Raw genomic sequence first — 21,155 nt, 5'->3', positions numbered from 1 at the left:
TATTTGTGGCGAGGCGCTGCCGCCATTTCGACGAAGCGCCGCACCTCATATTATCTTGTTCTCAAAAGACTTTGCGCAACTTGGCATCGACAGAATGTCTATTGCCGCCTCTCACCGCAAAGAACAGAAATATAGCCGACCACAGCACGGACTTCTCCGCACCGACGAGCCCTTCCGACCTGACGATCCAGTGGAAATAGACCGTGACCATCAAGACGATGAAGGCGGCGAAAGCCGCCGGACGCGTCAGAAGACCGATTGCCACGAGAATCCCGCCGAAAAATTCCGTTGCTGCCAAAAGGGGCGACCAGAAGACGCCCGGATAAAAGCCCAGGCTTTCCACCATACCGACCGCACCGAAGGGGGTTGTGATCTTGCCGAAACCGTGCGTGACGAGAAGCACGCCCGCGACAACGCGCAAGATTGTTTCGACCAGTTCGTGGGTGCTGTTGTAGATCGGCGCGATGGCCGGGACGATCAAGCGTTCACGAGAAAACTCATTATTCGCCATGGAATGCTCCGCTGATTGCAATTCCCGACCTTCTGCAAGAAGCTACCCTGAACACAAGTCGTCACCGCTCAAAACATGACAAACTAAGTAATATTTCTGTGAACTTAGAGAAGGATCACCCATATGGATGCCGCTGTAAAACCTCGCATTTCGATCATCTACTGTACGCAGTGCAACTGGCTGCTGCGTTCTGCCTGGATGGCCCAGGAACTTCTCAGCACCTTTTCGGACAGTCTTGCAGAGGTCGCGCTCATTCCGGCTACGGGCGGACGCTTCGAAATCATGGTGGACGGTGAAGTTTTGTGGGAGAGAAAGCGCGATGGCGGTTTTCCGGGACCCAAGGAATTGAAACAGCGCCTGCGCGACATCATCGACCCCGACCGCGACCTCGGCCATCTCGACCGGCAAAAGAACGAAGGTCTGGATACATGACGCTTTCTGGATGCCGTCTCAAGGCTGTCTGAAGGATCAAATGCCATAGCGCGTGATATGCTGGCGGAATAAGATCAGCAACGACGGACTATTCCAGATGCGGAGGGAAGCGCGCAGCGATGTTTTTCGATGAAAAAACAAGGATCGTCACAAAACTTCAAAATCCCTGTTGACACCAGCCGCCCGCCCCCGTACATGGCTCCTCGTCGCCCAGATGGCGGAATTGGTAGACGCGCCAGCTTCAGGTGCTGGTACTCGCAAGGGTGTGGAGGTTCGAGTCCTCTTCTGGGCACCATTCCTTATTTGATCCTAGCCAGATCAATCGCTTAGCAAAAAATTGAAATTGATTTTCCCCTCACGGGGCTACTGTTGCCAGCATTCGTATTGGCACCCCTCGCTCAACAATTTAGTGCCGAAGAGCGCTGCGAGAAGCAGTGACTCATCTGTGATGATTGGCCAGGTTCTTTCTGTAAAACTTATGTTTAAGGCGTTCCCTGAACGCGCGGCGCATGCCGTCCAAACGCTGTTGTAACCACATCTGTTGAGCAAACGTTTGGTGAATCAAGAACACTCCTGAATCGAATCAGGTTGTTCTACGCTATTCAGTTCTGGGCATGCTCTTCACAGGCGGGAGAACAAGAAAGAACGCTTCGTGAGGTCTGGCGATAGACCCGGACCGTATTGCCCTCATCGATCGACACCAGAACCCGTTCATCGACGATTGCGTTACCTTCAGCATCCAGCAGCACGAGATTGGTGGTGCCGAAGCTGCGACCGGTCAACACGATCGTTGTTGCATCGGCAACGGTCGCGTCCGCAACCTTCGAGTTGCCAACGATGACTTTGCTCACGGCGCGATCGAGCTTGAGCACACGCGCCTGATTCATCGAGACGCGGAGCATGTCATCATCTGCGGAGAACGCAAAAGACGGCCCAAAACTTGCGATTACCGCTGCGATTGCAAATCTCTTGACGGTGGAAGATAGCATGAGCGGAATAGACCTTTGGTTACGCTTGGCGCATTTCATCGTCATCACCATGAACGGGAATGGTGAATGAAGACTTAAAAGACGCGCCAAAACGGGAAACTGTCGCTGCACAAAACGCACTCTAACATGAAAGCAGAGCGCCGCTTAACTGCACAAGACCGGGCTCGTGGTAGAAATTATATTCAAAACGGCCTTGTATGACCTTTTACTCAACTAGGTCTATGGCAAAGACTCATATTTTACCTTTTAATCTTCAACTTTGTTTACCACGCAATCGACATTACTCATTTAACGTTACGTTAAGCCCGTTCCTTAAGCGCTTGGCAATCGAAAGTTCGTAGGTTTGCCTCAACCGAACAACGAGAAACAGTTGTCGGCGTGCTGACCAACAACGAATTAGGAGAAACCGCATGACACATATTTTTGCTCGCTTCTTGAAGGACGAGTCCGGCGCAACCGCCATCGAATACGGCTTGATCGCTGCCTTGATTTCTGTGGCTATCATCGGCGGTGCAGGCGTCATAGGCAGCAAGCTAAAGTTGACATTCGACCGCGTAGGCACGGAGCTTACGAACTCCAAAGCCGCTACTGGCGGCTGATACGCTGCGGAGACCGATTTTCACTATGCATTGGAAAGTGCCGTCCTCTGGGCGGCATTCTTCCTAAATGAGAGTTAGCTGATAACTCGGGGTAAGACATGATCACTGCTTCCATCTTCCTTGTCGTCCCGTTGTGCCTCGCGTTTGCGGCGCTTACTGATCTTTTTTCGATGACGATCCCCAACCGAGTTTCGGTCATTCTGTTAAGTGCCTTTCTTGTAGTGGGACCCGCGTCAGGTATGGATTTGCAGGTTTTCGCACTAAGTCTCGCAGCGGGGCTGACCGTTTTCCTGACTTGTTTCATCCTGTTCGCGTTTAACACCATGGGAGGTGGAGATGCCAAGCTTCTCACCTCGTGCGCCGTCTGGTTTGGCTTCAATCACTCTTTATTCGAATTTTTGATCGCGGTTGCACTCGTTGGAGGCATGTTGACGCTTTGCATCGTTATTCTACGATCGCGCGCCGAAGAGATAATGGCAACGGGGCTTCCGATTCCGGACTCGTTGTTAGTTGCCAAAAAGGTGCCTTATGGTATCGCAATTGCGATCGCAGGTTTACTGACCTACCCCGAAGCACCGATCGTACAGGCCGCAATGCGCGCCGTACTTTGAAGCGAGAGCCCAAAAGCGCTATTTAAACTTACTAATACAGCACATTAATTTCCGATTAACCCAAAACAACCACCTCTTATTAACCATAATTACACCAATGGCGGGCCATCCTCTGGGGCAGAGAATCTACCTCATAGGCCTAACATGAAGTCCTCGCGTGTCGTTATCCTTTCCGTTGCCGTTGTGGCTGCTGGTCTTGCGGGCCTTCTGGCCATGCAGATTTCTGCGCCGCAAGCGGTGGTGGAACAGGCATCAGCCATTATCCAGAAAGAGCCAACTGTCAGCGTTCTGGTATCCGCGGTCAACCTACCGGTAGGAAGCCGCTTGGATGCAAGTTCCGTACGGTGGGCGCGATGGCCACAAGGCAGCGTCAATGACAGTTATGTCACCGAGGAAAAGCGACCCGATGCGATCGCCGAGTTAACAGGGGCGATCGTTCGCCTCCCGCTTTTCGAAGGCGAGCCTCTTCGCTCCGAAAAAGTGGTTGATTCCAGCACGCGGATCATGTCGTCGCTTCTTCCCGCTGGAAAACGGGCTGTTTCTACCGAAATATCGGTTGCTACCGGTGCGGGCGGCTTCGTTCTTCCCAATGACCGCGTCGACGTCATTATGGTGCGCAAAAACGAGAGCGGCGGTTTCCTAACCGAAAACGTCCTCAACAATGTTCGCGTTCTGGCGATCGACCAGCAGATCAAGGAAGGGCCTGACGGTACGCCGTCTGTCATCGGTGCCACCGCGACACTGGAGCTGACGCCTGAACAGGCCAAGATCATCACCGTCGCACACCAGATGGCGGATCGCCTCACCTTGTCGCTCCGCTCCGTTGCGGATGTGCAGGATAGCGACACCGCATCTGCAGACTATCTACTCAACGGCGGATCCGGCCGACCGGCGATCCAGGTCATCAAGTCTGGCTCGATTGTGCGTGAAAATGAGGGAGCTGCACAATGAGCAAGACGAAATCGATCCGAGATGGCCTGAAGGCTTCGCTCATTGGAGGCATAGCCTTCAGCATAGGCTTTGCAGGCGTTCCCGGCGCATCGCCATTTGGTGTTGGCACGACAGATGCGCTGGCCCAGAGCGCCAGCATTCTTCGGATCTCTGAAAGCGGAACAGGCGTGCGCAAGCGCGTGAAGCTCGGGTTGAACAAAGCATTGGTGGTCGATCTGCCACAGGATGCGCATGACATTCTGGTGGCCGATCCGAGCATGGCAGATGCGGTAACCCGCACGTCGCGTCGTATTTATCTCTTCGGCAAGTCGGTCGGCCAGACCAACATTTTCATCTTCGGCGCCCACGGCGAGGAGATCGTCAGTCTTGATCTTGAGGTTGAGCGCGACATTACGGGCCTTGAGGCCAATCTGCGCCGCTTCATTCCGGAATCGGATATCCGGGTTGAGATCGTATCGGACAACATTGTTCTTTCAGGCAGTGTTCGTACGCCGCAGGATTCCGCACGCGCGGTTCAGCTCGCAACGGCCTTCCTCCAAGGCGGTGAAGCAACAACCCGCAACATCACAGCGAGCAGCGAAAGCAACGGCGATGGTGCCGTGGCGATCTTCGCGGAAAACCGCCAGAAATCATCTATCGTCAACATGCTGACGATCGAGGGCGAGGATCAGGTTACGCTGAAGGTGACGGTTGCGGAAGTCAGTCGCCAGGTTCTCAAGCAGCTTGGCTTCAACGGCTCTATTAGCGGCTCCGGCTCGGACTTTGGTGGCGCGGTCTCTTTCTCCAATCCGGCCAACCTCGGTAACGCGCTGGCGATCGGCGGTTCTGGAAATATCGGAGGCGCCATCGGCAAGGTCGCCTTATCCAGCTATTTCAATGCCATGGAACAGGCGGGGGTCATGCGCACGCTCGCCGAACCGAGCCTGACTGCGATTTCCGGCGAACAGGCAAAGTTCTATGTCGGCGGCGACTTCCGCCTCGCAGGGGTTCAGAACGTCACCTTCGACGACAATAATGTGCCAACCGTGACGCGGCAGACCGATACGGTGGAATATGGCATCGAGTTGAATTTCCGGCCGGTCGTGCTGTCTCCAGGCCGCATCAGCCTGAAAATCGAGACCAACGTATCCGAGCCGACCTATGAAGGCAACGTCGTGTCCGGCAACGGCAACACGTCCCGCGTTCCGGGCAGCACCTATCTCTCTATTCGCAAGCGCGAAGCGTCCACGAGCGTGGAATTGCCATCGGGCGGTTCGATCGTGATCGCAGGTCTCGTGCAGGACAATGTCCGCCAGGCGATGTCCGGCCTCCCAGGCGCGTCCAAGGTTCCAATCCTCGGCACACTATTCCGCAGCAAGGATTTCATTCGTAACGAGACTGAGTTGGTCATCATTGCCACGCCCTATCTGGTGCGGCCTGTCGCACGCAATCAGATCGCGCGGCCCGATGACAATTTCAGCCCGGAAAACGACTCCGCGACGTTTTTCATGAACCGGGTGAACAAGGTCTACGGCAACAACAGACAGCAGGTTCAGGCACAGCCGTATCAGGGCTCGGTGGGATTTATCTACAAATGACGAAAACGCACCCTATGACGAATTCTGTTTCTTACTTGCGCCTCGGTCACCTCGTCTGCGTGCTTGCTGCCGTCGCCGCACTGCAGGGATGTGCCCGCGACCCACAGACCACAGGCGCCATCCCGGACGACTATCGCACGCGCCACCCGATCACTCTGTCCGAAGCGCAGCATTCGCTGGATATTCCGGTCTCTCCGGCAGACAACAAGCTGCCCGGTGAGATGGCCGACAATGTGAAAGGCTTCGTTCAGAACTACGTGGCGAGCTCCACCAGCATCGTTCAAATGCAGGTGCCCACGGGCTCTGCCAATGCCGCTTCCGCGTCCCTGATCAAACGCCAGATTCGGTCGGTCCTGACCTCGTCAGGCATCCCTGCCAATAAGATCGTCGAAGTTCCCTATGGTGCATCGCCCTATGGGGATGCGGCACCCATACGCCTCTCCTACGTAGCCGTGACTGCCATGACAGGCCAGTGCGGCCAATGGCCTGAGGACTTGAACAGCAACACCACTTCCAACAAGAACTGGTACAATTTCGGCTGCGCGTCCCAAAGCAATCTGGCGGCACAGATTGCCAATCCCATGGATCTCGTCGGCCCCCGCGGCATGAGCCCGATCGACGCCGAAAGGCGCTCGGTGGTGCTCGGCAAGTATCGTGCCGGCAAGAACACAGCAACCACGAATGACTGAGACGCGCCTTTCAGCTTGAGCGACAGGATCTGATATGAACCCGGTGAACTACGATATTCGGCACAGTAACGCAGATGTGCCAGTCGCCGAAGACACGCTCCGTCCCGGCGAGCTGGAGAGCGTCCGTCCTCTGCCGCGCATCTCGATCCACGCCTTCTGCGAAAGCGAGGCGATGCATCGGACGATGGAGAGGCTGGCAGCCGATCGCCGGATGAATAAGGTTAGCATGCGGGTGACCAACGGGGAGATTGAAGCGGCTGCCAGAACGTTTTCGTCCACCGCCACGCCTAATCTCGTCATCCTCGAAACACACCGTGATCCATCGACGCTCCTCACAGATCTCGCACCTCTTGCAGAGGTCTGCGATCCGTCGACGCGCGTCATCATCATCGGACGCCACAACGACATCGCGCTTTACCGAGACCTGATGCGCAATGGTATTTCCGAGTACCTCGTTTCGCCGATCAAGATGTCGGACCTGATGGCGTCGATTTCTGCAATCTTCGTCGATCCGGAAGCCGAGCCGCTTGGCCGCAGCATTGCCTTCATCGGCGCGAAGGGCGGTGTTGGGTCGTCCGCCATCGCGCATAACTGCGCCTTTGGGATATCGAGCCTGTTCTCGACAGAGACTATTCTCGCGGACCTCGACCTTCCCTTTGGAACGGTCAATATCGACTTCGATCAGGATCCGGCCCAAGGGATTGCCGAGGCGGTCTTTGCACCGGATCGGCTCGACGAGGTCTTTCTCGATCGTCTACTGACGAAATGCTCCGAAAACCTCTCGATTCTGGCAGCACCCTCGCTTCTCGATCGCGCCTATGATTTTGATAGAGCCGCTTTCCAGCCGCTGTTGGAACTGCTGCGGAGGAGCGCGCCGATTGCCGTATTGGACATGCCGCATGTCTGGTCTGACTGGACGCAGGCAGTGCTGGCGGAGGCAGATGAGGTGGTGATCACCGCTGTTCCGGACCTAGCCAACCTCAGGAACACCAAGAACCTTCTTGACGCGTTGAAGAAACTGCGACCGAACGACAAGGTGCCACACCTGCTTCTCAACCAAGTGGGTATGGCCAAGCGTCCCGAGATCGAGCCTTCCGACTTTTTCGGACCGTTGGAAATTGAACCTCTTGCCATCATTCCGTTCGATGTCCAGCTATTTGGTTCCGCATCGAACAGCGGACGAATGATCAGTGAGATCGATGCCAAGTCGCCGATAGCAGAAACCTTCTCCCAGCTTTCGCATGTGCTGACAGGCCGATCATCGGCCCGCAAGGCGAAACGACCGGGGCTGGGCAAGTTCATGGAAATTCTCAAACGCAAATAAACGTGGATTGCTCCACGAGACGATAGACCGGAAGACAAGAGATGTTTGGAAAACGTGGCGGCGAAGGCTTCGGACGAAGCGCAAACAGTGGACGACCGGCTTTGCCGACCGCCCGTCCGGCTGTCATGAACGCGCCGCCTGTGATGGATGAACCTAGTCCATCAGAAACCATCTTGTTGCAGCCACCTGCACCGAAGCCGTCCGCGGTTCAAAAAGATACCGGCGGCCAACCACGCAAGCGCCTGCGAACGGAAGAGTACTATCAAACCAAGGCGCAAGTCTTCTCGGCCTTGATCGACACCATCGATCTGTCGCAGCTTTCCAAACTCGATGGAGAGAGCGCGCGCGAAGAAATCCGCGATATCGTCAACGATATCATCACCATCAAAAGCTTCGCAATGTCGATCTCCGAGCAGGAAGAACTGCTGGAAGATATCTGCAACGATGTGCTGGGCTATGGTCCTCTGGAGCCGCTCCTGGCCCGTGACGACATTGCCGATATCATGGTCAACGGTGCCGGGCAGACCTTTATCGAAGTCAACGGCAAGACGATCGAGTCCGATATCCGCTTTCGCGACAACGCGCAGCTTCTGTCTATCTGCCAACGCATCGTCAGCCAGGTCGGCCGTCGCGTCGATGAATCGAGTCCAATCTGCGATGCACGCCTCCCGGATGGCTCCCGTGTCAACGTGATCGCGCCACCGCTCTCCATCGATGGGCCCGCGCTGACGATCCGCAAGTTCAAGAAGGACAAGCTCACGCTTGATCAACTCGTGCGGTTCGGCGCTATCACGCCGGAAGGCGCTGTCCTTCTGCAGATCATCGGTCGCGTGCGCTGTAATGTCGTGATTTCCGGCGGTACCGGTTCAGGTAAGACGACCCTTCTCAACTGCCTCACGAGCTACATCGACCGCGACGAGCGCGTGATCACCTGCGAAGATACGGCCGAACTTCAGCTCCAGCAGCCCCATGTCGTACGTCTCGAAACCCGCCCGCCGAACATCGAAGGCGAAGGCGAGATCACCATGCGTGACCTGATCAAGAACTGCCTGCGTATGCGACCAGAACGCATCATCGTCGGCGAAGTCCGTGGACCGGAGGTCTTCGATCTCCTGCAAGCGATGAATACCGGTCACGACGGCTCGATGGGGACCATCCATGCCAACACGCCCCGCGAGTGCCTGAGCCGAATGGAATCGATGATTGCCATGGGCGGCTATACGTTGCCGGCAAAGACCGTGCGTGAAATCATCGCTTCATCCGTCGATGTCGTCATTCAGGCCGCGCGCCTTCGCGACGGCTCCAGACGAATTACCCAGGTGACGGAAGTCGTCGGTATGGAAGGTGATGTGATCATCACGCAAGACCTCTTCAAATATGAGATCGAGGGAGAGGACGCCAACGGACGCTTGATCGGCCGGCACGTGTCCACCGGCATCACCAAGCCGCATTTTCACGATCGGGTTCGCTATTTCAACGAGGAACAGCGTCTTGCTGCGGCCTTGGAGGCGATGGAGCGCAACAGCCAATGACCATGACAATGTTGCTCCTCATCGTTCTCGTCGCCATTTCGGCTGGCTCACTCGCCTATGTTTTCCTGTTTCCGCAGATCGAGACAGAGAAAAAGACTGCGACCCGCGTCAAGCGCGTGAAGGCGGCTGAAACCGACCGCGTCGACATGAAAGCTGCCCGCGATCGGCTTCAGGAAACCACCAAGCGTCGCAAGTCGACGCAGGACATGCTGAAGGAGTTGGAGAAAAAGCAGAACGAGAAGTCCAAAAAGCACAACAGCGCCAGCGTGAAGAGCCTGCTTTTTCAGGCCGATCTGTCGATCTCACCCTCCAGACTCTATCTCATCAGCGTCGGTCTTTCGGTTTTCGCGGTATTGGTTGCGCTGCTTTACGACATGCCGCTTCTCGTGGCGCTCGGCATCGGCTTTATCGGCGTTGTCGGTGCTCCGCGTTGGGTTCTACGCTTCTTGGTGAAACGTCGTCAGACCAAGTTTCTGGAGGAATTTCCAAACGCGCTCGACGTGATGTGCCGCTCGATTCGCTCAGGCCTTCCGCTCAACGAGGCGGTGCGGCTTATTGCCTCCGACGGTCAGGAGCCGGTGAAGACGGAGTTCAAGCGCATCGTCGATTCCCAGCAAGTCGGTATGTCGCTTCCAGAAGCCATCGAGCGCATGACGCTGACGATGCCGCTGCCTGAGGTGAACTTCTTTGGAATTGTTATCGCGATGCAGGCGCAGGCGGGTGGCAACCTCTCCGAGACGCTTGGTAATCTTTCGAAGGTGCTGCGCGACCGGCGGAAGATGAAAGCCAAGGTCAACGCGCTGTCGATGGAAGCCAAGGCCTCAGCCGTCATCATCGGGGCCCTTCCCTTCATCGTGTCTTTTCTGGTCTATCTCACATCGCCGGACTATCTGGTGGTGCTGTTTACCGACCCGCGGGGTCACCTCATCCTAGGCTGCTCAGCGGTGTGGATGTCGATCGGCATTGTCATAATGCGCAACATGATCAACTTCGAGATTTGAGGCCGTTCCATGTTCGATAATATCATGTCCAGCCTCCTCAATCTGCATCTGATCGTCGCCGTTCTCGTGGCCGTGGCGGCCTTCTCCACCATTTACACATTGGCGATGCCCTATCTAAACCGCGCGGATCTCAATAGGCGTACGAAAGCGGTTTCGACAGAACGTGAGCGGATGCGAACGCGCGAACGTGAGCGGATGGATGGTGCGAACAAGGCCGGCAGAGCGAGCCTTCGGGCCACCCAGAGCAAATCCGCCACGAAGATCGTAGAGCGCTTCAACCTGCGGGAAGCGCTGGTGGATGCCAATACGATGAACAAGCTGAAAGCAGCAGGTTTTCGTTCGCAGAACGCGTTGAACACATTTCTTGCAGCCCGTTTCATTCTACCCTTCATGTTTCTCACCGTCGCAGCATTCTGGGTCTATGGCCTGAACAACCTTGCTAACTACAGCGCTCTTGTCCGCCTTATGGCCGTTCTGCTGTTTGGCTATATCGGCTTCTACGCACCAAATATCTATATCTCGAACCGCATCACCAAGCGCCAAAAGTCGATCAAACGGAACTGGCCGGATGCGCTGGACCTGATGCTCATCTGCGTCGAGTCCGGTACCACCATGGAAATCGCCATGCGTCGCGTGGCAGATGAGATGACCGAGCAGTCTCCGGAGCTTGCGGAGGAAATGGTGCTGACGGTTGCCGAACTGTCCTTTCTGCAGGATCGCCGAGTCGCGCTGGAGAATCTGGGATTGCGCACCCAGTTGGATGGCGTGAAGAACGTCGTTCAAGCCCTCATCCAGGCAGAACGCTATGGTACGCCGCTCTCCCAGGCTTTGCGTGTTCTGGCGCAGGAAGGTCGTGACGAGCGCATGAACGAGGCCGAGAAAAAGGCAGCCGCCTTGCCGCCCAAGCTCACCGTGCCGATGATTCTGTTTTTCCTGCCTGTGCTGGTTGCGGTCATTCTTGGACCCGCTGGCATTCGCGTCGCAGACTCGTTCTGATCACGACTCTGCTGACGGCAGTAGATTTTCTTTTCTCGAAATCGAAGATGATAGGCAGCAATGCTGCGGAACATGGCTCCGCTGTCGCTAAGAGGATGGAAAAATCGCCGCTTAACGGACTTCCGTCTTCTTGTTCTTGTCGGAAAGCTGCGACCAGGCATTTTGCTGAGACAGCATACCGCGCAGATAGGCCAGATTGGCCTGCGCCTGCTGTGGTGACAATTCCTGCGTAGCGATGCGCTGAGCTTCGTCGAAGCGCCCCTGAAGTCCGACGACAAGCGCCAAGTTCTGGCGGATACGGCTATCGGCACCCGGCTGTGCTGCGGCGGAGCGCAGATAAGTTTCTGCAGTGCGCGGATCGTTTTGCAGGACGTAGGACATACCAAGATTCGAGAGGATACTTGGATCGTTGGGTTTCAGGTCGAGTGCCTGACGATATTTCGTTCGGGCTTCATTCGAGCGGCCTAGCTGATCCAGAACCGCACCCTCTGCAGAATAGAGGCGCCAATCCGGCCTATCAGGGGTCTGCGCACGCTGGATCGTGTTGAGCGCCTGCTCCAGTTGACCGGCGGCAGCCTGGGATTTGCCATAGGCCGCAAGAACCTCGCGATCCGCCGGATAGGCGATCGCCACCTGCTGCATGACCGCAAGCGCCTGAGTGTTCTTACCCGTCATCATCAGGATGTTGGCGTAGTTCAGGCCGGTATTGCGATCCTTGGGATTGCGGGCATAGGATGCGCCAACCGACGCTTCCGCCTGACGCAGCTGATCCATGTTCATCTGATCGTAGGAATGCGACACCGCAGGAGAAATCGAGCCCGTTGACATACGGTCAGGACGGTTCGTGGAGCAGGCCGTGAGGCTGAGTGCCAGAACCGCGGCACAGACACCCCGAAGGAGGATGCGCTTTTCGGCATGATGTGAGGAAATCGCAATCATGATATCGCCCCGGCCCTGTGATCGGATATTTCATCGACGCAGCGTGCACTACGCAACTTTCGCTCCAGCAATAATCTGTTAACCCTAACAGAGTGTTAATTTGCCCGCCTCAGCCGTTTACGAAAGCAGACCATGGTCCCCTATCAATTTATCGAGCGCGCCACTCCCTTCAGTTCAAAGCCGGGAGAAACGCTTCCCGTCTTTGCGGTGACACCCGCCCATATCGATCAGGGCGCCATCGATCCGATCGCTCTCGACTGGGCAAAGAAGGCAGGTTTCAAAGCGGACGCGGGAGCAATCCTCTTGATCCCGTCGGCGGAAGGCGCGCTGGGCGGCGCACTGCTTGGGCTCGGCACCAACCCTTCGGAGCTTCCCTTCATCACAGGAAAGCTGGCGCGTGAACTTCCAGAAGGCGACTGGCATATCGAGACAGCACCGCTCACCGTCAATCGGCTGGCGCTTGGATTCGGTCTCGGTGCCTATCGCTTCGAGAAGTACCGGGCCGCCACAAACAAGGGCCCAAAGCTTCTCATTCCCCGCGACGCTGAAGATGCCGAGATCAAGCGTGTTCTGGCCGGTGTCTATCTGGCGCGCGATCTGATCAATGTTCCCGCCAATGACATGGGACCTGATGAGCTGGAGATCGCTTTTCGCAGTCTGGCGGCCCATTATAAGGCGCAGGTCTCCGTCATCGCCGGTGACGATCTCTTGAAGGAAAACTTCCCGCTGGTGCATGCGGTTGGACGCGCCAGCGCCAGCGTGCCACGTCTGCTCGAAATGTCATGGGGCAAGGCAGGCCACCCTCGCCTGACACTCGTCGGCAAGGGTGTGTGCTTCGATACCGGCGGCCTCGATATCAAGCCCTCCTCCTCGATGGCGCTGATGAAGAAGGATATGGGCGGTGCGGCCAATGTGCTTGGTCTTGCCTTGATGATCATGGATGCGCGCCTGCCCATCGATCTGCGTGTGATCGTTCCGGCGGTGGAAAACTCCATCTCCGCCAATGCCTTCCGCCCGGGTGACATTTACAAGAGCCGCAAGGGCCTGACCGTCCAGATCGACAATACCGATGCCGAGGGTCGACTGATTCTTGCCGATGCGCTGGCCTATGCCGACGAGGACGCGCCCGACCTGATGATCGACATGGCGACACTAACGGGGGCCGCGCGCGTGGCCCTCGGGCCTGATCTTCCGCCCTTCTTTACCGATGACGAAGATCTCGCCCACAGCATCGCAGAGGCTGGCATCGACACCGACGATCCGCTCTGGCGCCTGCCGCTCTACATGGGTTACGACAAGGATATTCGTTCCCGTGCTGCCGATATCACCAACGCGCCTTCGGGCGGCATGGCTGGCTCGATCACCGCAGCACTCTTCCTCAAGCGCTTTGTTACCGCCACGAAGAAATGGGTGCATTTCGATATCTACGGATGGTCGCTCAGCGAGCGCCCGCACACCTCGATCGGCGGCGAAGCACAGGCGATCCGCGCCCTGTTCCACTATATCTCCCGCCGCTTTGTGAAGACATGAGCGGGCACAGTTTCATCCTCGCCGCTCAAGGCGAGGATGGCCGGGCCGGCTTAGACTGCGATTCTTGAACGCGCTTACACCAGGACCTTCTGATCCTTGCGGTCTTCCTGGCCAAAGAACTTCAAATAGCGTTGCACCTCGTCGGTCTCGCCGGTCGCCTTTTGCGGATTGTCGGACAGCTTGACCGCGGGGCGGCCATTGGCGTCGCTGACCTTGCAGACCACCGAGATCGGCTTCAGGCCCTCGATCGTTTTCGGCGCACAACCGGCAAAATCGTTGGTGAGGTTGGTGCCCCAGCCGAAGCTCATGCGCACCCGCCCCTCGAAATGTTTGTAGGTGTCGATAATGGCATCGACATCCAGACCGTCAGAGAAGATGAGAAGCTTTTTCTTCGGGTCGCGGCCCATCTTTTTCCACCACTCGATGATCTTTTCGCCGCCTTCGATCGGCGGCGCGCTATCCGGTCTGAAGCCCGTCCAATCCGCCACCCATTCCGGCGCATTGCGCAGGAAGGCCGCCGTGCCGAAGGCGTCCGGCAGGACGATCAAAAGATTGCCACCATAGAGCCGGTTCCAGTCCTTCATCACCTGATAGGGTGCCGCAGCCAAATCTTCGTCGTTCTGCGCCAGAGCCGCGACGACCATCGGCAGTTCATGCGCATTGGTGCCGACGGCTTCGAGATCGGAATCCATCGCCAGCAAGACATTGCTCGTTCCCGTAAAGGCCGGGCCGATGCCTTCCTTCAAGGCTTCGACGCACCAACGCTGCCACAGGAAGCTGTGCCGGCGCCGCGTGCCGAAATCGGAGATGCGCAGGCCAGGAAGTTCGCGCAAGCGCTCGACCTTCGCCCACATCTTGGCCTTGGCACGGGCATAGAGCACGTCCAGGGTGAAATAGCCGAGTGAACGCATGGCGCTTCGTGAGCGCAGTTCGTTGACGATGGCGAGTGCTGGAATTTCCCATAGCGTGGTATCCATCCAGCGACCGTGGAAGTTCAGCTCATACTGGCCGTCGCGCTTGAAGAGCTCATATTCGGGCAATTGATAGCTGGAGAGCCAGGAGAGAAACTCCGGTTCGAAAATCTGCGAGCGGCCATAGAATGTGTTACCGGCAAGCCAGATCGTTTCCTTCTTCGTCAGCCGAAGACTGCGCGCATGATCGAGCTGTTCACGCAGTTCGACCTCGTCGATCTCCTCAGCAAGCCGCACCGTCTTTGTTCGATTGATCAGGGAGAAAGTCGCGTTGACGTCCGGATAAAGCTTCCAGATCATCTGCAACATCAACAGCTTGTAGAAATCCGTGTCGATCAGGCTGCGGATGATGGGATCAAGCTTCCAGGTGTGGTTGTGAACACGGGTCGCTATGTCTGTCTTCGTCATTGCTGCTGCTATCCCCCACGCCGAACCTATGCATGAGACAGGTCCGGCATCGCCGCGCATTTTTTAAAGGTCATGAACCTTGTGGGTCAAAGACTTATCTGAAAAGCGCATGGCAAGTCCAGACCGGTTGATGCAGGTACGGTACGCGCGAAAGCTCAAGCAATTTTAGAAGTCGGTGGCGGGCGGGTTGATGCCGGGATACCAATCCTTCGATGTCGGCACTCTGGTGCCGAAGAAAGACGTGCCTGAGGAGTCGGAGCAGCGATAGCCTTGAACAGGCAGGCCATCGCTACCGAAGAGATCGCGATAAGGGCCGTTCGGGGTGCTGGATTCAACCACTGTCGAATGGCAGCGATAGCGCTCCTGCGGCCGCAGCGTCTTCGGGTCCTTCACGCCAGGCAGATTGGCATAGGCGTCGGGGGCAGGCAGATAACCGTCCTTATAGACGATTTGCGCCACGCCTGCCTGGGGCACTGTCAAGACTGCAAGGCACAAGGTCAGGCCGGCAAGGGCACGTCTCAGGCTTCTCATCATGTCGCATCCCAATGCAAGATGACGTTCATATAGGCAGAGCCTGCGTGATCCGCAGGATACCTTTTAAAACGTTTTCGTGAGCGATTACGGACGGCGGTAGGCTGTCGGCCTATCATAGAGCCAGCCAATACGCTGAATTGCCTCGTCCAGATTTTCGCGTGCGACATTCATCGTATGGCCGTTGGCGTGCAATAGCGTCCTGTCGTCCTCCATGATGCCGACATGGCCCTTCCAGAAGACGAGGTCGCCGCGACGAAGTTCGTCGCGTTCGATCTCATGTCCCAATGACCTCACCTGCATGTCCGTGTCGCGCAACGCAAATTTGCCTGTCATGGCCATGGACAGCTGAACGAGGCCGGAGCAATCGATGCCAAAGCCGGAGCGGCCACCCCAGAGATAGGGCGTTTCGAGAAAGCGCAGCGCCACCGCGACGTAATCATCGGAGACATGCTGGTCGACGGGTAGACAATGGGCGGCAATCACGCCCTCGCCTTTTGCCGTCATCAGGTAGCGCGTCCCGCGCGTCTCCTCTTCGCCGACGAATGTCACGCGGCTGCCCATGGAAAGGGCCGCAACGGGCGGCTTTCTAAGTTCAGCGGCGGGATAGAGAAAGGTGCGGGGAGCGATGACGATATGGGTTGTCGCTTCCACAGCGCCCACCGCAGCATCTGGAACGTAGCCGACATAACCATCAACCTCGGCCTGCACGAAAGCCCAACCGTCGGCGCTATCGAAAACACGGATCGGCTCGCCGAGCAGCAGTTCGGTATCGATGCTAGAGGCCATCTCCGGCCTTGGGCGAAGCCCGATGACGGGAAGGGCGACCTGCGCTGGTTCGCCAGTAATGAAACGCTGTGCCTCGACCCTGCCTTCAAGTTTCGCATCCGCGATATCGGCGCGAAAGACGTTCAGTCGGCGGTCAAGCGTTTCGGCGGATGTCATGGTCGTTCGGTCCTGTTTCAAAAGGTCTATCTGACGTTCATCGAACGGCAATGCGGCAACTTTCGAGCACTAAGCTTTTCGTGCTTCATCAATAATCAGATCGCCGAATTTTTCCAGATAAAGCGCGCCAGCGACGGTGCGTTTGATCACCACATTGCGGCGGTCCTTCTCATCGCGCTCACGATCCACCAGACCCATCACGCCCATGCTGTCGAGCGCGCGCGTGATCACAGGCTTGGTGACGCCGAGCACACTCGCCAAGCCGCGCACGGTGTGCGGCGGGGGCACCAGATAGATTTGCAGAAGAATTGCCGTCTGCCTCAGGGTCAGGTCAGGTGCATTGTCCTCTACTTGCGCCAGCGCGACGCGGTGCCACAAGCCAAGCGCCTGACTTGGCGACAATTCGACTGGCACGTTGGACCTCTCCATTCTTTGAAAAATCGCACATATCATCGCGCCAAGCGGTGAATAAAAACGAAACCGCCGCCATCGAAGTTTTTTCTTCGACATGGCGGCGGTCTGTATCTGCTCTTTTTGAGCTTTCACGTCCCCTCTGGACTTGCAGACCAAGGATGCAGGAAGCGTGCCAACTCGCGGTTTCGACAATCTGGCCGCTTTGCACCGCTGATTCGCATCTGTCCCGCGGGGCTGCGGAGGATTTTTTAAGCGCTGCGCAAAATTAAGATGCATTGACCCTCTCCCCTTCGAGGCAGAGGGTCTTGTGCTTCGTCAGACTTTGGAACCAGGCGCGGCACCGGCTTCGCGGACCTTTTCCTGCTTGTTGTAGCGGATGGAGGACCAGAGCGCGATGCCGATGAGCGTCGCGCCGCCGAGACCGGTGATGACCTCCGGAATGTGGACGAGGCTTTGCGTGTACATGATCACCGAAAGGATCAGGATCGCGTAGAACGCGCCGTGCTCGAGGTAGCGGTATTCTGCGAGCGTGCCCTTCTCCACCAGCATGATGGTCATGGAGCGCACATACATCGCGCCGATGCCAAGACCGATGGCGATGATGAAGAGGTTCGACGTCAAGGCGAAGGCGCCGATAACACCGTCAAAGGAGAAGCTGGCATCCAGAACTTCGAGGTATAGAAACGCACCGAAGCCGCCCTTCGCCGCGCCTTCCAGCATCTGCTGGCTACGATCGAGAACACCGCCTAGGACTTCGACGAGAAGGAAGGTCAAGAGACCCCAGATCGCCGAGGTGAAGAACACATTGGCTGCTTCCGGACCCAGACCGGGATTGGTGCTGTTGCTGATGATGCGGGTGAAGATCAGCATGATGATGAGCACGAAGGCGATCTCGATGCCCTTGATCGAGGAATAGGTGGCAATCTTTTCCTCGAACCAGCGGACCCAGTGAACATCCTTCTCATGATCGAAGAAGAAGCTGAGGCCAACCATCATCAGGAAGGTACCGCCAAAGGCCGCAATCGGCAGATGCGCGTCATGCATGATCTGGGCGTAGCGATCAGGCTCGGTCGCTGCCATCACCATAGCCGTCCAGGGGCCGACATTGGCGGCGATGACGACGATGAGAAGCGGGAAAACAATACGCATGCCGAAAACGGCAATCAAAATACCCCAGGTGAGGAAGCGATGCTGCCATTCCGGCGTCATGTCCTTCAACTTGTTGGCATTGACGATGGCGTTATCGAACGAAAGCGAGATTTCCAGCACGGCGAGAACCGCGCAGATGAAGAAGATCGTGGCGGTGCCACTGACAGTGCCGGTCATCTCCCAGCCGAGATAGCCGCCTAGAAGCAGGCCGACCACCGTGACGATGAAGGCCCATTTGAAATAGGACAGCGTGGATTGCGTGGTCGGGGTCATCAGAAAGCCCCCGCAACATTTTGAGAGCAGGACATGTGCATGGCGTCGCGCGTCAGCACAGAATGCGTGGTCAGATTTTTCATGGGTGTTCATCCGCCGGCGTCATAAGCAGGCGGTACCGACATCGCGAGAGCGCCGTAAAACTCTCGCCAGAGGGGCCCGGCACCAAGGTTTATCCTGCCCGATGTCAGGGGCAGCATGTCACTCTAGTCTCCCAACTTCGTGATTTCGTCAAGGTTAAAGTTGTTTTTTAGCCTGTAGTTGGCCCCTCGCCGGCTCGACTCTCCCTGCTTTATATCTCCCAGGTTGTATCTGGGCGCGAAGCCATCGATACAGCGTGCGCCGAAGGATCAGACCAGATCTTCGATGGGCTGAACTGCGGTCTTTGCCTGTTTACGCTTCACGGCATTTTCGCGGAAGAAGATGTAGAGCCCTGAGAGAACGATCAATCCGGCGCCAATGACGATGCTGAGCTGCGGCACATCGCCGAAGATCAGCCAGCCGAAGATGACGGCCCATAGCAGCAACGTATATTGTAAAGGCGCGACGGTCGCCGCGTCGGCGAGTTTGAGCGCGCGGTTGACGAGCACATGTGCGGTCATTGCCACGATGCCGAGAAGAGCAAGCAGCGACAGGTCAAAGCCTGATTGTATCGGGATCCAGCCGGACGGCGCCACGAGAATGGCAACAATACCCGCAAGACCCGCCCCGATGATCTGCCAGAAGGCCAGCACGGTGTCGGGCGTGTTGCGAAGCTGCCGGCCGGACAGCATCATGAAGGCGAAGGCGGCACTTCCAAGGATCGAAAAGAAGGCTGCACTGGTCAACGAGGCCGAGCTCGGCTTCAATGCGATTAGGACACCGACGAAGCCGATGCCGATCGCCGTCCACCGCCGCCACCCGACTTTCTCACCGAGAAGAAAGGGCGAGAGTGCGGCCACATAGATTGGTGCTGCCAGCCAATACGTCATGACGTCGGCAAGGGGGAGTGCTGCGACGGCGAAGTAGAAGCAGAAAAGTTCTGCTGTGGAGAAGAAGACGCGCGCCGCCTGCAGACCGGGGCGCTCGACATTCACCAGCTTCGATAGCCCTGCCTTCCAGACGATCGGCAGCAGGATCACGACAGCCGCGATGCTACGCACGGCGATGACCTGACCGAGGCTGTAGGTAGAGACGAGAAACTTGCCCATCGCATCGTTGAGCGCGAAGAGCAGCATGCCGAAAAGCATGACCGCGACGCCGAGACCCGTCGGCGAAAGCTGGCGAAGAAAATGTGGCATGTGTCTGAACTCCCTGACCGCAATGACTCGGCGAGCTTGTTCTCCGAGTCAAGGTCGTCCGGCGTCTATATTAGCTTCATCTATGTGCGTCAGACGGACAAAAGCTGCCGCATCGTGTGCTGGAAGCGACCTGCGATTTCATCACGGCGGATATGTGCGCCGTCGCGCACCACCGGCTTGCCGCCGATCCACACGTCACACGGCTTGACGAGGTTGCCGAAAATCCAACCATCGAGAATGTCGTCACCTTGGAGATAGGGAGCCGCATCTACGTTCAAGGACGCAAAATCCGCAGCCTTGCCTGCTGCAATCCCCGCCTTCACACCCAAAGCCTTCGCGCCACCCGTCAAGGCACCATCGAACAAGGTGCGGCCCGTGGAGCCATTGGACGGAGCAATCACATTGCGCGCTCTGTGGGCCAGACGTTGGGAATATTCAAGTTGACGCAGTTCTTCGCCGACGCCGATCAGCACGTTGCTGTCGGAGCCGATGCCGAAGGTGCCGCCGTGCTTGAGGAATTCAACGGCGGAAAAGGTACCATCCCCGAGATTGGCTTCCGTGATCGGGCAGAGACCGGCAATCGCGCCCTTTTCGGCAATGCCGCGCGTTTCCGCTTCCGTCATATGCGTTGCATGGATGAGGCACCAGCGATCCGTAACCTCCGCATTCTCCAGCAGCCATTCCACGGGACGCCTTCCCGACCAGGCCACGCAGTCTTCGACCTCCTTCACCTGCTCGGCAATGTGGATGTGAAGCGGCGCATCGGGCGCCAGTTGCGCGGCAAAGCTCAGCTCTTCGGGCGTGACAGCGCGCAAGCTGTGCGGGGCGACACCCACGACGCTGTCCGGCAGACCTGAAACGGCCCGACGGCAACCATCCAAGAGACGGGCGAAACTGTCGGGCGAGTTGATGAAGCGGCGCTGGCCTTCCACGGGCTGCTGACCGCCGAAACCGGAATGGGCGTAGAGAACCGGCAGCAATGTCAGAGAAATGCTGGTTTGTGATGCGGCGGCGGCGATCCGTTCGGCCAGCTCAGCAATGTTGGCATAATGAGCGCCATCCTTGTCGTGATGGAGATAATGGAACTCACCCACACGACCGAAACCGGCCTCCAGCATTTCCATGTAAAGCTGGGCTGCCACCGCTTCCACCTGCTCCGGCGTCATCGACAGCGCGAAGCGGTACATCAGCGTGCGCCAGCTCCAGAAACTGTCTTCCGTCGCACCGCGCCGTTCCACCATGCCTGCCATGGCGCGCTGAAAAGCGTGGCTGTGAAGGTTGTGCATAGCAGGAACAATGACGGCGTGACGCTCGTCACCGGCGACCGGCTCCACACCCTGCGTGACCGACGCCACCTTGCCATCCGCGATCTCGATGCGAACATTGTTCGCCCAACCCGTCGGTAACAAAGCGGTTTCAGCATGGATGAACATGTCGGCTCCTCAATTTCATCGAACAGGCTCTTGCCTCTACCTCTATTATGTATATACATATTGATCAGAA

At 57.1% G+C, this 21,155-nt stretch carries 22 protein-coding genes and 1 tRNA gene; 13 read left to right on the top strand and 10 right to left on the bottom strand.

What is annotated here, in order from left to right; genetic code table 11:
• Positions 1–61: 61 nt before the first annotated feature.
• Positions 62–511, bottom strand: a complete 450-nt coding sequence (locus tag QE435_RS14425; RefSeq protein ID WP_349041796.1) for a DoxX family protein — start codon at positions 509–511, stop codon at positions 62–64.
• Positions 512–634: 123 nt separating this feature from the next.
• Between QE435_RS14425 and QE435_RS14420 the strand changes: the two genes are divergently transcribed.
• Positions 635–943 (top strand): SelT/SelW/SelH family protein, encoded by a 309-nt coding sequence (locus QE435_RS14420; protein ID WP_309772147.1) that lies wholly within the window; start codon positions 635–637, stop codon positions 941–943.
• 208 nt (positions 944–1,151) lie between these two features.
• Positions 1,152–1,238, top strand: a tRNA-Leu gene (locus QE435_RS14415).
• 307 nt (positions 1,239–1,545) lie between these two features.
• Here QE435_RS14415 and QE435_RS14410 read toward each other — a convergent pair.
• Positions 1,546–1,890, bottom strand: coding sequence for a pilus assembly protein N-terminal domain-containing protein (locus QE435_RS14410; protein WP_349042864.1), 345 nt, complete (start codon positions 1,888–1,890; stop codon positions 1,546–1,548).
• Here QE435_RS14410 and QE435_RS14405 point away from each other — a divergent pair.
• The 10 genes from QE435_RS14405 (at position 1,844) to QE435_RS14360 (ending at position 11,212) form a co-directional block, all read left to right on the top strand.
• Positions 1,844–2,002, top strand: coding sequence for a hypothetical protein (locus QE435_RS14405; protein ID WP_349042944.1), 159 nt, complete (start codon positions 1,844–1,846; stop codon positions 2,000–2,002). The genes QE435_RS14410 and QE435_RS14405 overlap by 47 nt on opposite strands.
• 340 nt (positions 2,003–2,342) lie before the next feature.
• A complete protein-coding gene (locus tag QE435_RS14400) occupies positions 2,343–2,531 on the top strand; it encodes a Flp family type IVb pilin (protein WP_349041795.1) in 189 nt (62 codons plus the stop codon).
• Positions 2,532–2,629: 98 nt separating this feature from the next.
• Positions 2,630–3,142 carry a prepilin peptidase gene (locus QE435_RS14395; protein WP_349041794.1) on the top strand — a complete coding sequence of 171 codons (513 nt, stop codon included), beginning with the start codon at positions 2,630–2,632 and terminating at the stop codon, positions 3,140–3,142.
• 144 nt (positions 3,143–3,286) lie between these two features.
• Positions 3,287–4,093 (top strand): Flp pilus assembly protein CpaB, encoded by an 807-nt coding sequence (gene cpaB, locus QE435_RS14390; protein ID WP_349041793.1) that lies wholly within the window; start codon positions 3,287–3,289, stop codon positions 4,091–4,093.
• Complete coding sequence (locus QE435_RS14385) at positions 4,090–5,670, top strand: type II and III secretion system protein family protein (protein ID WP_309772141.1); 1,581 nt, start codon at positions 4,090–4,092, stop codon at positions 5,668–5,670. Before cpaB ends, QE435_RS14385 begins: the two co-directional genes overlap by 4 nt.
• A 14-nt stretch (positions 5,671–5,684) precedes the next feature.
• Positions 5,685–6,359, top strand: coding sequence for a CpaD family pilus assembly protein (locus QE435_RS14380; RefSeq protein ID WP_349041792.1), 675 nt, complete (start codon positions 5,685–5,687; stop codon positions 6,357–6,359).
• 34 nt (positions 6,360–6,393) lie between these two features.
• Positions 6,394–7,683, top strand: coding sequence for a CpaE family protein (locus QE435_RS14375; protein WP_349041791.1), 1,290 nt, complete (start codon positions 6,394–6,396; stop codon positions 7,681–7,683).
• Between the two features lie 41 nt (positions 7,684–7,724).
• Complete coding sequence (locus QE435_RS14370) at positions 7,725–9,215, top strand: CpaF family protein (RefSeq protein ID WP_349041790.1); 1,491 nt, start codon at positions 7,725–7,727, stop codon at positions 9,213–9,215.
• Positions 9,212–10,216 (top strand): type II secretion system F family protein, encoded by a 1,005-nt coding sequence (locus QE435_RS14365; RefSeq protein ID WP_349041789.1) that lies wholly within the window; start codon positions 9,212–9,214, stop codon positions 10,214–10,216. The genes QE435_RS14370 and QE435_RS14365 overlap by 4 nt, the downstream gene beginning before the upstream one ends.
• A 9-nt stretch (positions 10,217–10,225) precedes the next feature.
• Positions 10,226–11,212, top strand: a complete 987-nt coding sequence (locus QE435_RS14360; RefSeq protein ID WP_309772137.1) for a type II secretion system F family protein — start codon at positions 10,226–10,228, stop codon at positions 11,210–11,212.
• A gap of 111 nt (positions 11,213–11,323) precedes the next feature.
• Here the strand turns inward: QE435_RS14360 and QE435_RS14355 are convergent, their stop codons facing one another.
• Complete coding sequence (locus tag QE435_RS14355) at positions 11,324–12,040, bottom strand: tetratricopeptide repeat protein (RefSeq protein WP_306934738.1); 717 nt, start codon at positions 12,038–12,040, stop codon at positions 11,324–11,326.
• A gap of 243 nt (positions 12,041–12,283) precedes the next feature.
• Between QE435_RS14355 and QE435_RS14350 the strand changes: the two genes are divergently transcribed.
• Positions 12,284–13,681, top strand: a complete 1,398-nt coding sequence (locus tag QE435_RS14350) for a M17 family metallopeptidase (protein WP_349041788.1) — start codon at positions 12,284–12,286, stop codon at positions 13,679–13,681.
• Between the two features lie 74 nt (positions 13,682–13,755).
• Here QE435_RS14350 and pncB read toward each other — a convergent pair whose 3' ends face one another.
• From pncB to QE435_RS14315, 7 genes are all read right to left on the bottom strand, one after another.
• Positions 13,756–15,060 carry a nicotinate phosphoribosyltransferase gene (gene pncB / locus QE435_RS14345; protein WP_306930377.1) on the bottom strand — a complete coding sequence of 435 codons (1,305 nt, stop codon included), beginning with the start codon at positions 15,058–15,060 and terminating at the stop codon, positions 13,756–13,758.
• A gap of 165 nt (positions 15,061–15,225) precedes the next feature.
• Positions 15,226–15,594, bottom strand: coding sequence for a hypothetical protein (locus tag QE435_RS14340; protein ID WP_349041787.1), 369 nt, complete (start codon positions 15,592–15,594; stop codon positions 15,226–15,228).
• A gap of 84 nt (positions 15,595–15,678) precedes the next feature.
• Positions 15,679–16,536, bottom strand: coding sequence for an NlpC/P60 family protein (locus tag QE435_RS14335; protein WP_349041786.1), 858 nt, complete (start codon positions 16,534–16,536; stop codon positions 15,679–15,681).
• 69 nt (positions 16,537–16,605) lie between these two features.
• Positions 16,606–16,950 carry a MarR family winged helix-turn-helix transcriptional regulator gene (locus tag QE435_RS14330; RefSeq protein WP_306930372.1) on the bottom strand — a complete coding sequence of 115 codons (345 nt, stop codon included), beginning with the start codon at positions 16,948–16,950 and terminating at the stop codon, positions 16,606–16,608.
• A gap of 315 nt (positions 16,951–17,265) precedes the next feature.
• The gene (locus QE435_RS14325; protein ID WP_349041785.1) at positions 17,266–18,372 is read right to left on the bottom strand and encodes a DUF475 domain-containing protein; all 1,107 of its coding nucleotides are present in this window, start codon (positions 18,370–18,372) and stop codon (positions 17,266–17,268) included.
• 350 nt (positions 18,373–18,722) lie between these two features.
• A complete protein-coding gene (locus QE435_RS14320) occupies positions 18,723–19,652 on the bottom strand; it encodes a DMT family transporter (protein WP_349041784.1) in 930 nt (309 codons plus the stop codon).
• An 89-nt stretch (positions 19,653–19,741) separates the two neighbouring features.
• On the bottom strand, positions 19,742–21,085 hold the full coding sequence (locus tag QE435_RS14315) for a formimidoylglutamate deiminase (RefSeq protein WP_349041783.1): 1,344 nt from the start codon (positions 21,083–21,085) through the stop codon (positions 19,742–19,744).
• Positions 21,086–21,155: the final 70 nt, after the last annotated feature.

The organism is Agrobacterium sp. SORGH_AS 787, assembly GCF_030819035.1.
Lineage (GTDB): Bacteria > Pseudomonadota > Alphaproteobacteria > Rhizobiales > Rhizobiaceae > Agrobacterium > Agrobacterium larrymoorei_B.
The sequence above is the reverse complement of the archived record's forward strand: the minus strand, read 5'-3'. Positions and strand labels throughout refer to the sequence as shown.

Coding starts and splice junctions, on each gene's coding strand:
- QE435_RS14425 (WP_349041796.1), bottom strand. CDS start 511: ATGGCGAATAATGAGTTTTCTCGTGAACGCTTGATCGTCCCGGCCATC.
- QE435_RS14420 (WP_309772147.1), top strand. CDS start 635: ATGGATGCCGCTGTAAAACCTCGCATTTCGATCATCTACTGTACGCAG.
- QE435_RS14405 (WP_349042944.1), top strand. CDS start 1,844: ATGTCATCATCTGCGGAGAACGCAAAAGACGGCCCAAAACTTGCGATT.
- QE435_RS14400 (WP_349041795.1), top strand. CDS start 2,343: ATGACACATATTTTTGCTCGCTTCTTGAAGGACGAGTCCGGCGCAACC.
- QE435_RS14395 (WP_349041794.1), top strand. CDS start 2,630: ATGATCACTGCTTCCATCTTCCTTGTCGTCCCGTTGTGCCTCGCGTTT.
- cpaB (WP_349041793.1), top strand. CDS start 3,287: ATGAAGTCCTCGCGTGTCGTTATCCTTTCCGTTGCCGTTGTGGCTGCT.
- QE435_RS14385 (WP_309772141.1), top strand. CDS start 4,090: ATGAGCAAGACGAAATCGATCCGAGATGGCCTGAAGGCTTCGCTCATT.
- QE435_RS14380 (WP_349041792.1), top strand. CDS start 5,685: ATGACGAATTCTGTTTCTTACTTGCGCCTCGGTCACCTCGTCTGCGTG.
- QE435_RS14375 (WP_349041791.1), top strand. CDS start 6,394: ATGAACCCGGTGAACTACGATATTCGGCACAGTAACGCAGATGTGCCA.
- QE435_RS14370 (WP_349041790.1), top strand. CDS start 7,725: ATGTTTGGAAAACGTGGCGGCGAAGGCTTCGGACGAAGCGCAAACAGT.
- QE435_RS14365 (WP_349041789.1), top strand. CDS start 9,212: ATGACCATGACAATGTTGCTCCTCATCGTTCTCGTCGCCATTTCGGCT.
- QE435_RS14360 (WP_309772137.1), top strand. CDS start 10,226: ATGTTCGATAATATCATGTCCAGCCTCCTCAATCTGCATCTGATCGTC.
- QE435_RS14355 (WP_306934738.1), bottom strand. CDS start 12,040: ATGTCAACGGGCTCGATTTCTCCTGCGGTGTCGCATTCCTACGATCAG.
- QE435_RS14350 (WP_349041788.1), top strand. CDS start 12,284: ATGGTCCCCTATCAATTTATCGAGCGCGCCACTCCCTTCAGTTCAAAG.
- pncB (WP_306930377.1), bottom strand. CDS start 15,060: ATGACGAAGACAGACATAGCGACCCGTGTTCACAACCACACCTGGAAG.
- QE435_RS14340 (WP_349041787.1), bottom strand. CDS start 15,594: ATGATGAGAAGCCTGAGACGTGCCCTTGCCGGCCTGACCTTGTGCCTT.
- QE435_RS14335 (WP_349041786.1), bottom strand. CDS start 16,536: ATGACATCCGCCGAAACGCTTGACCGCCGACTGAACGTCTTTCGCGCC.
- QE435_RS14325 (WP_349041785.1), bottom strand. CDS start 18,372: ATGACCCCGACCACGCAATCCACGCTGTCCTATTTCAAATGGGCCTTC.
- QE435_RS14320 (WP_349041784.1), bottom strand. CDS start 19,652: ATGCCACATTTTCTTCGCCAGCTTTCGCCGACGGGTCTCGGCGTCGCG.
- QE435_RS14315 (WP_349041783.1), bottom strand. CDS start 21,085: ATGTTCATCCATGCTGAAACCGCTTTGTTACCGACGGGTTGGGCGAAC.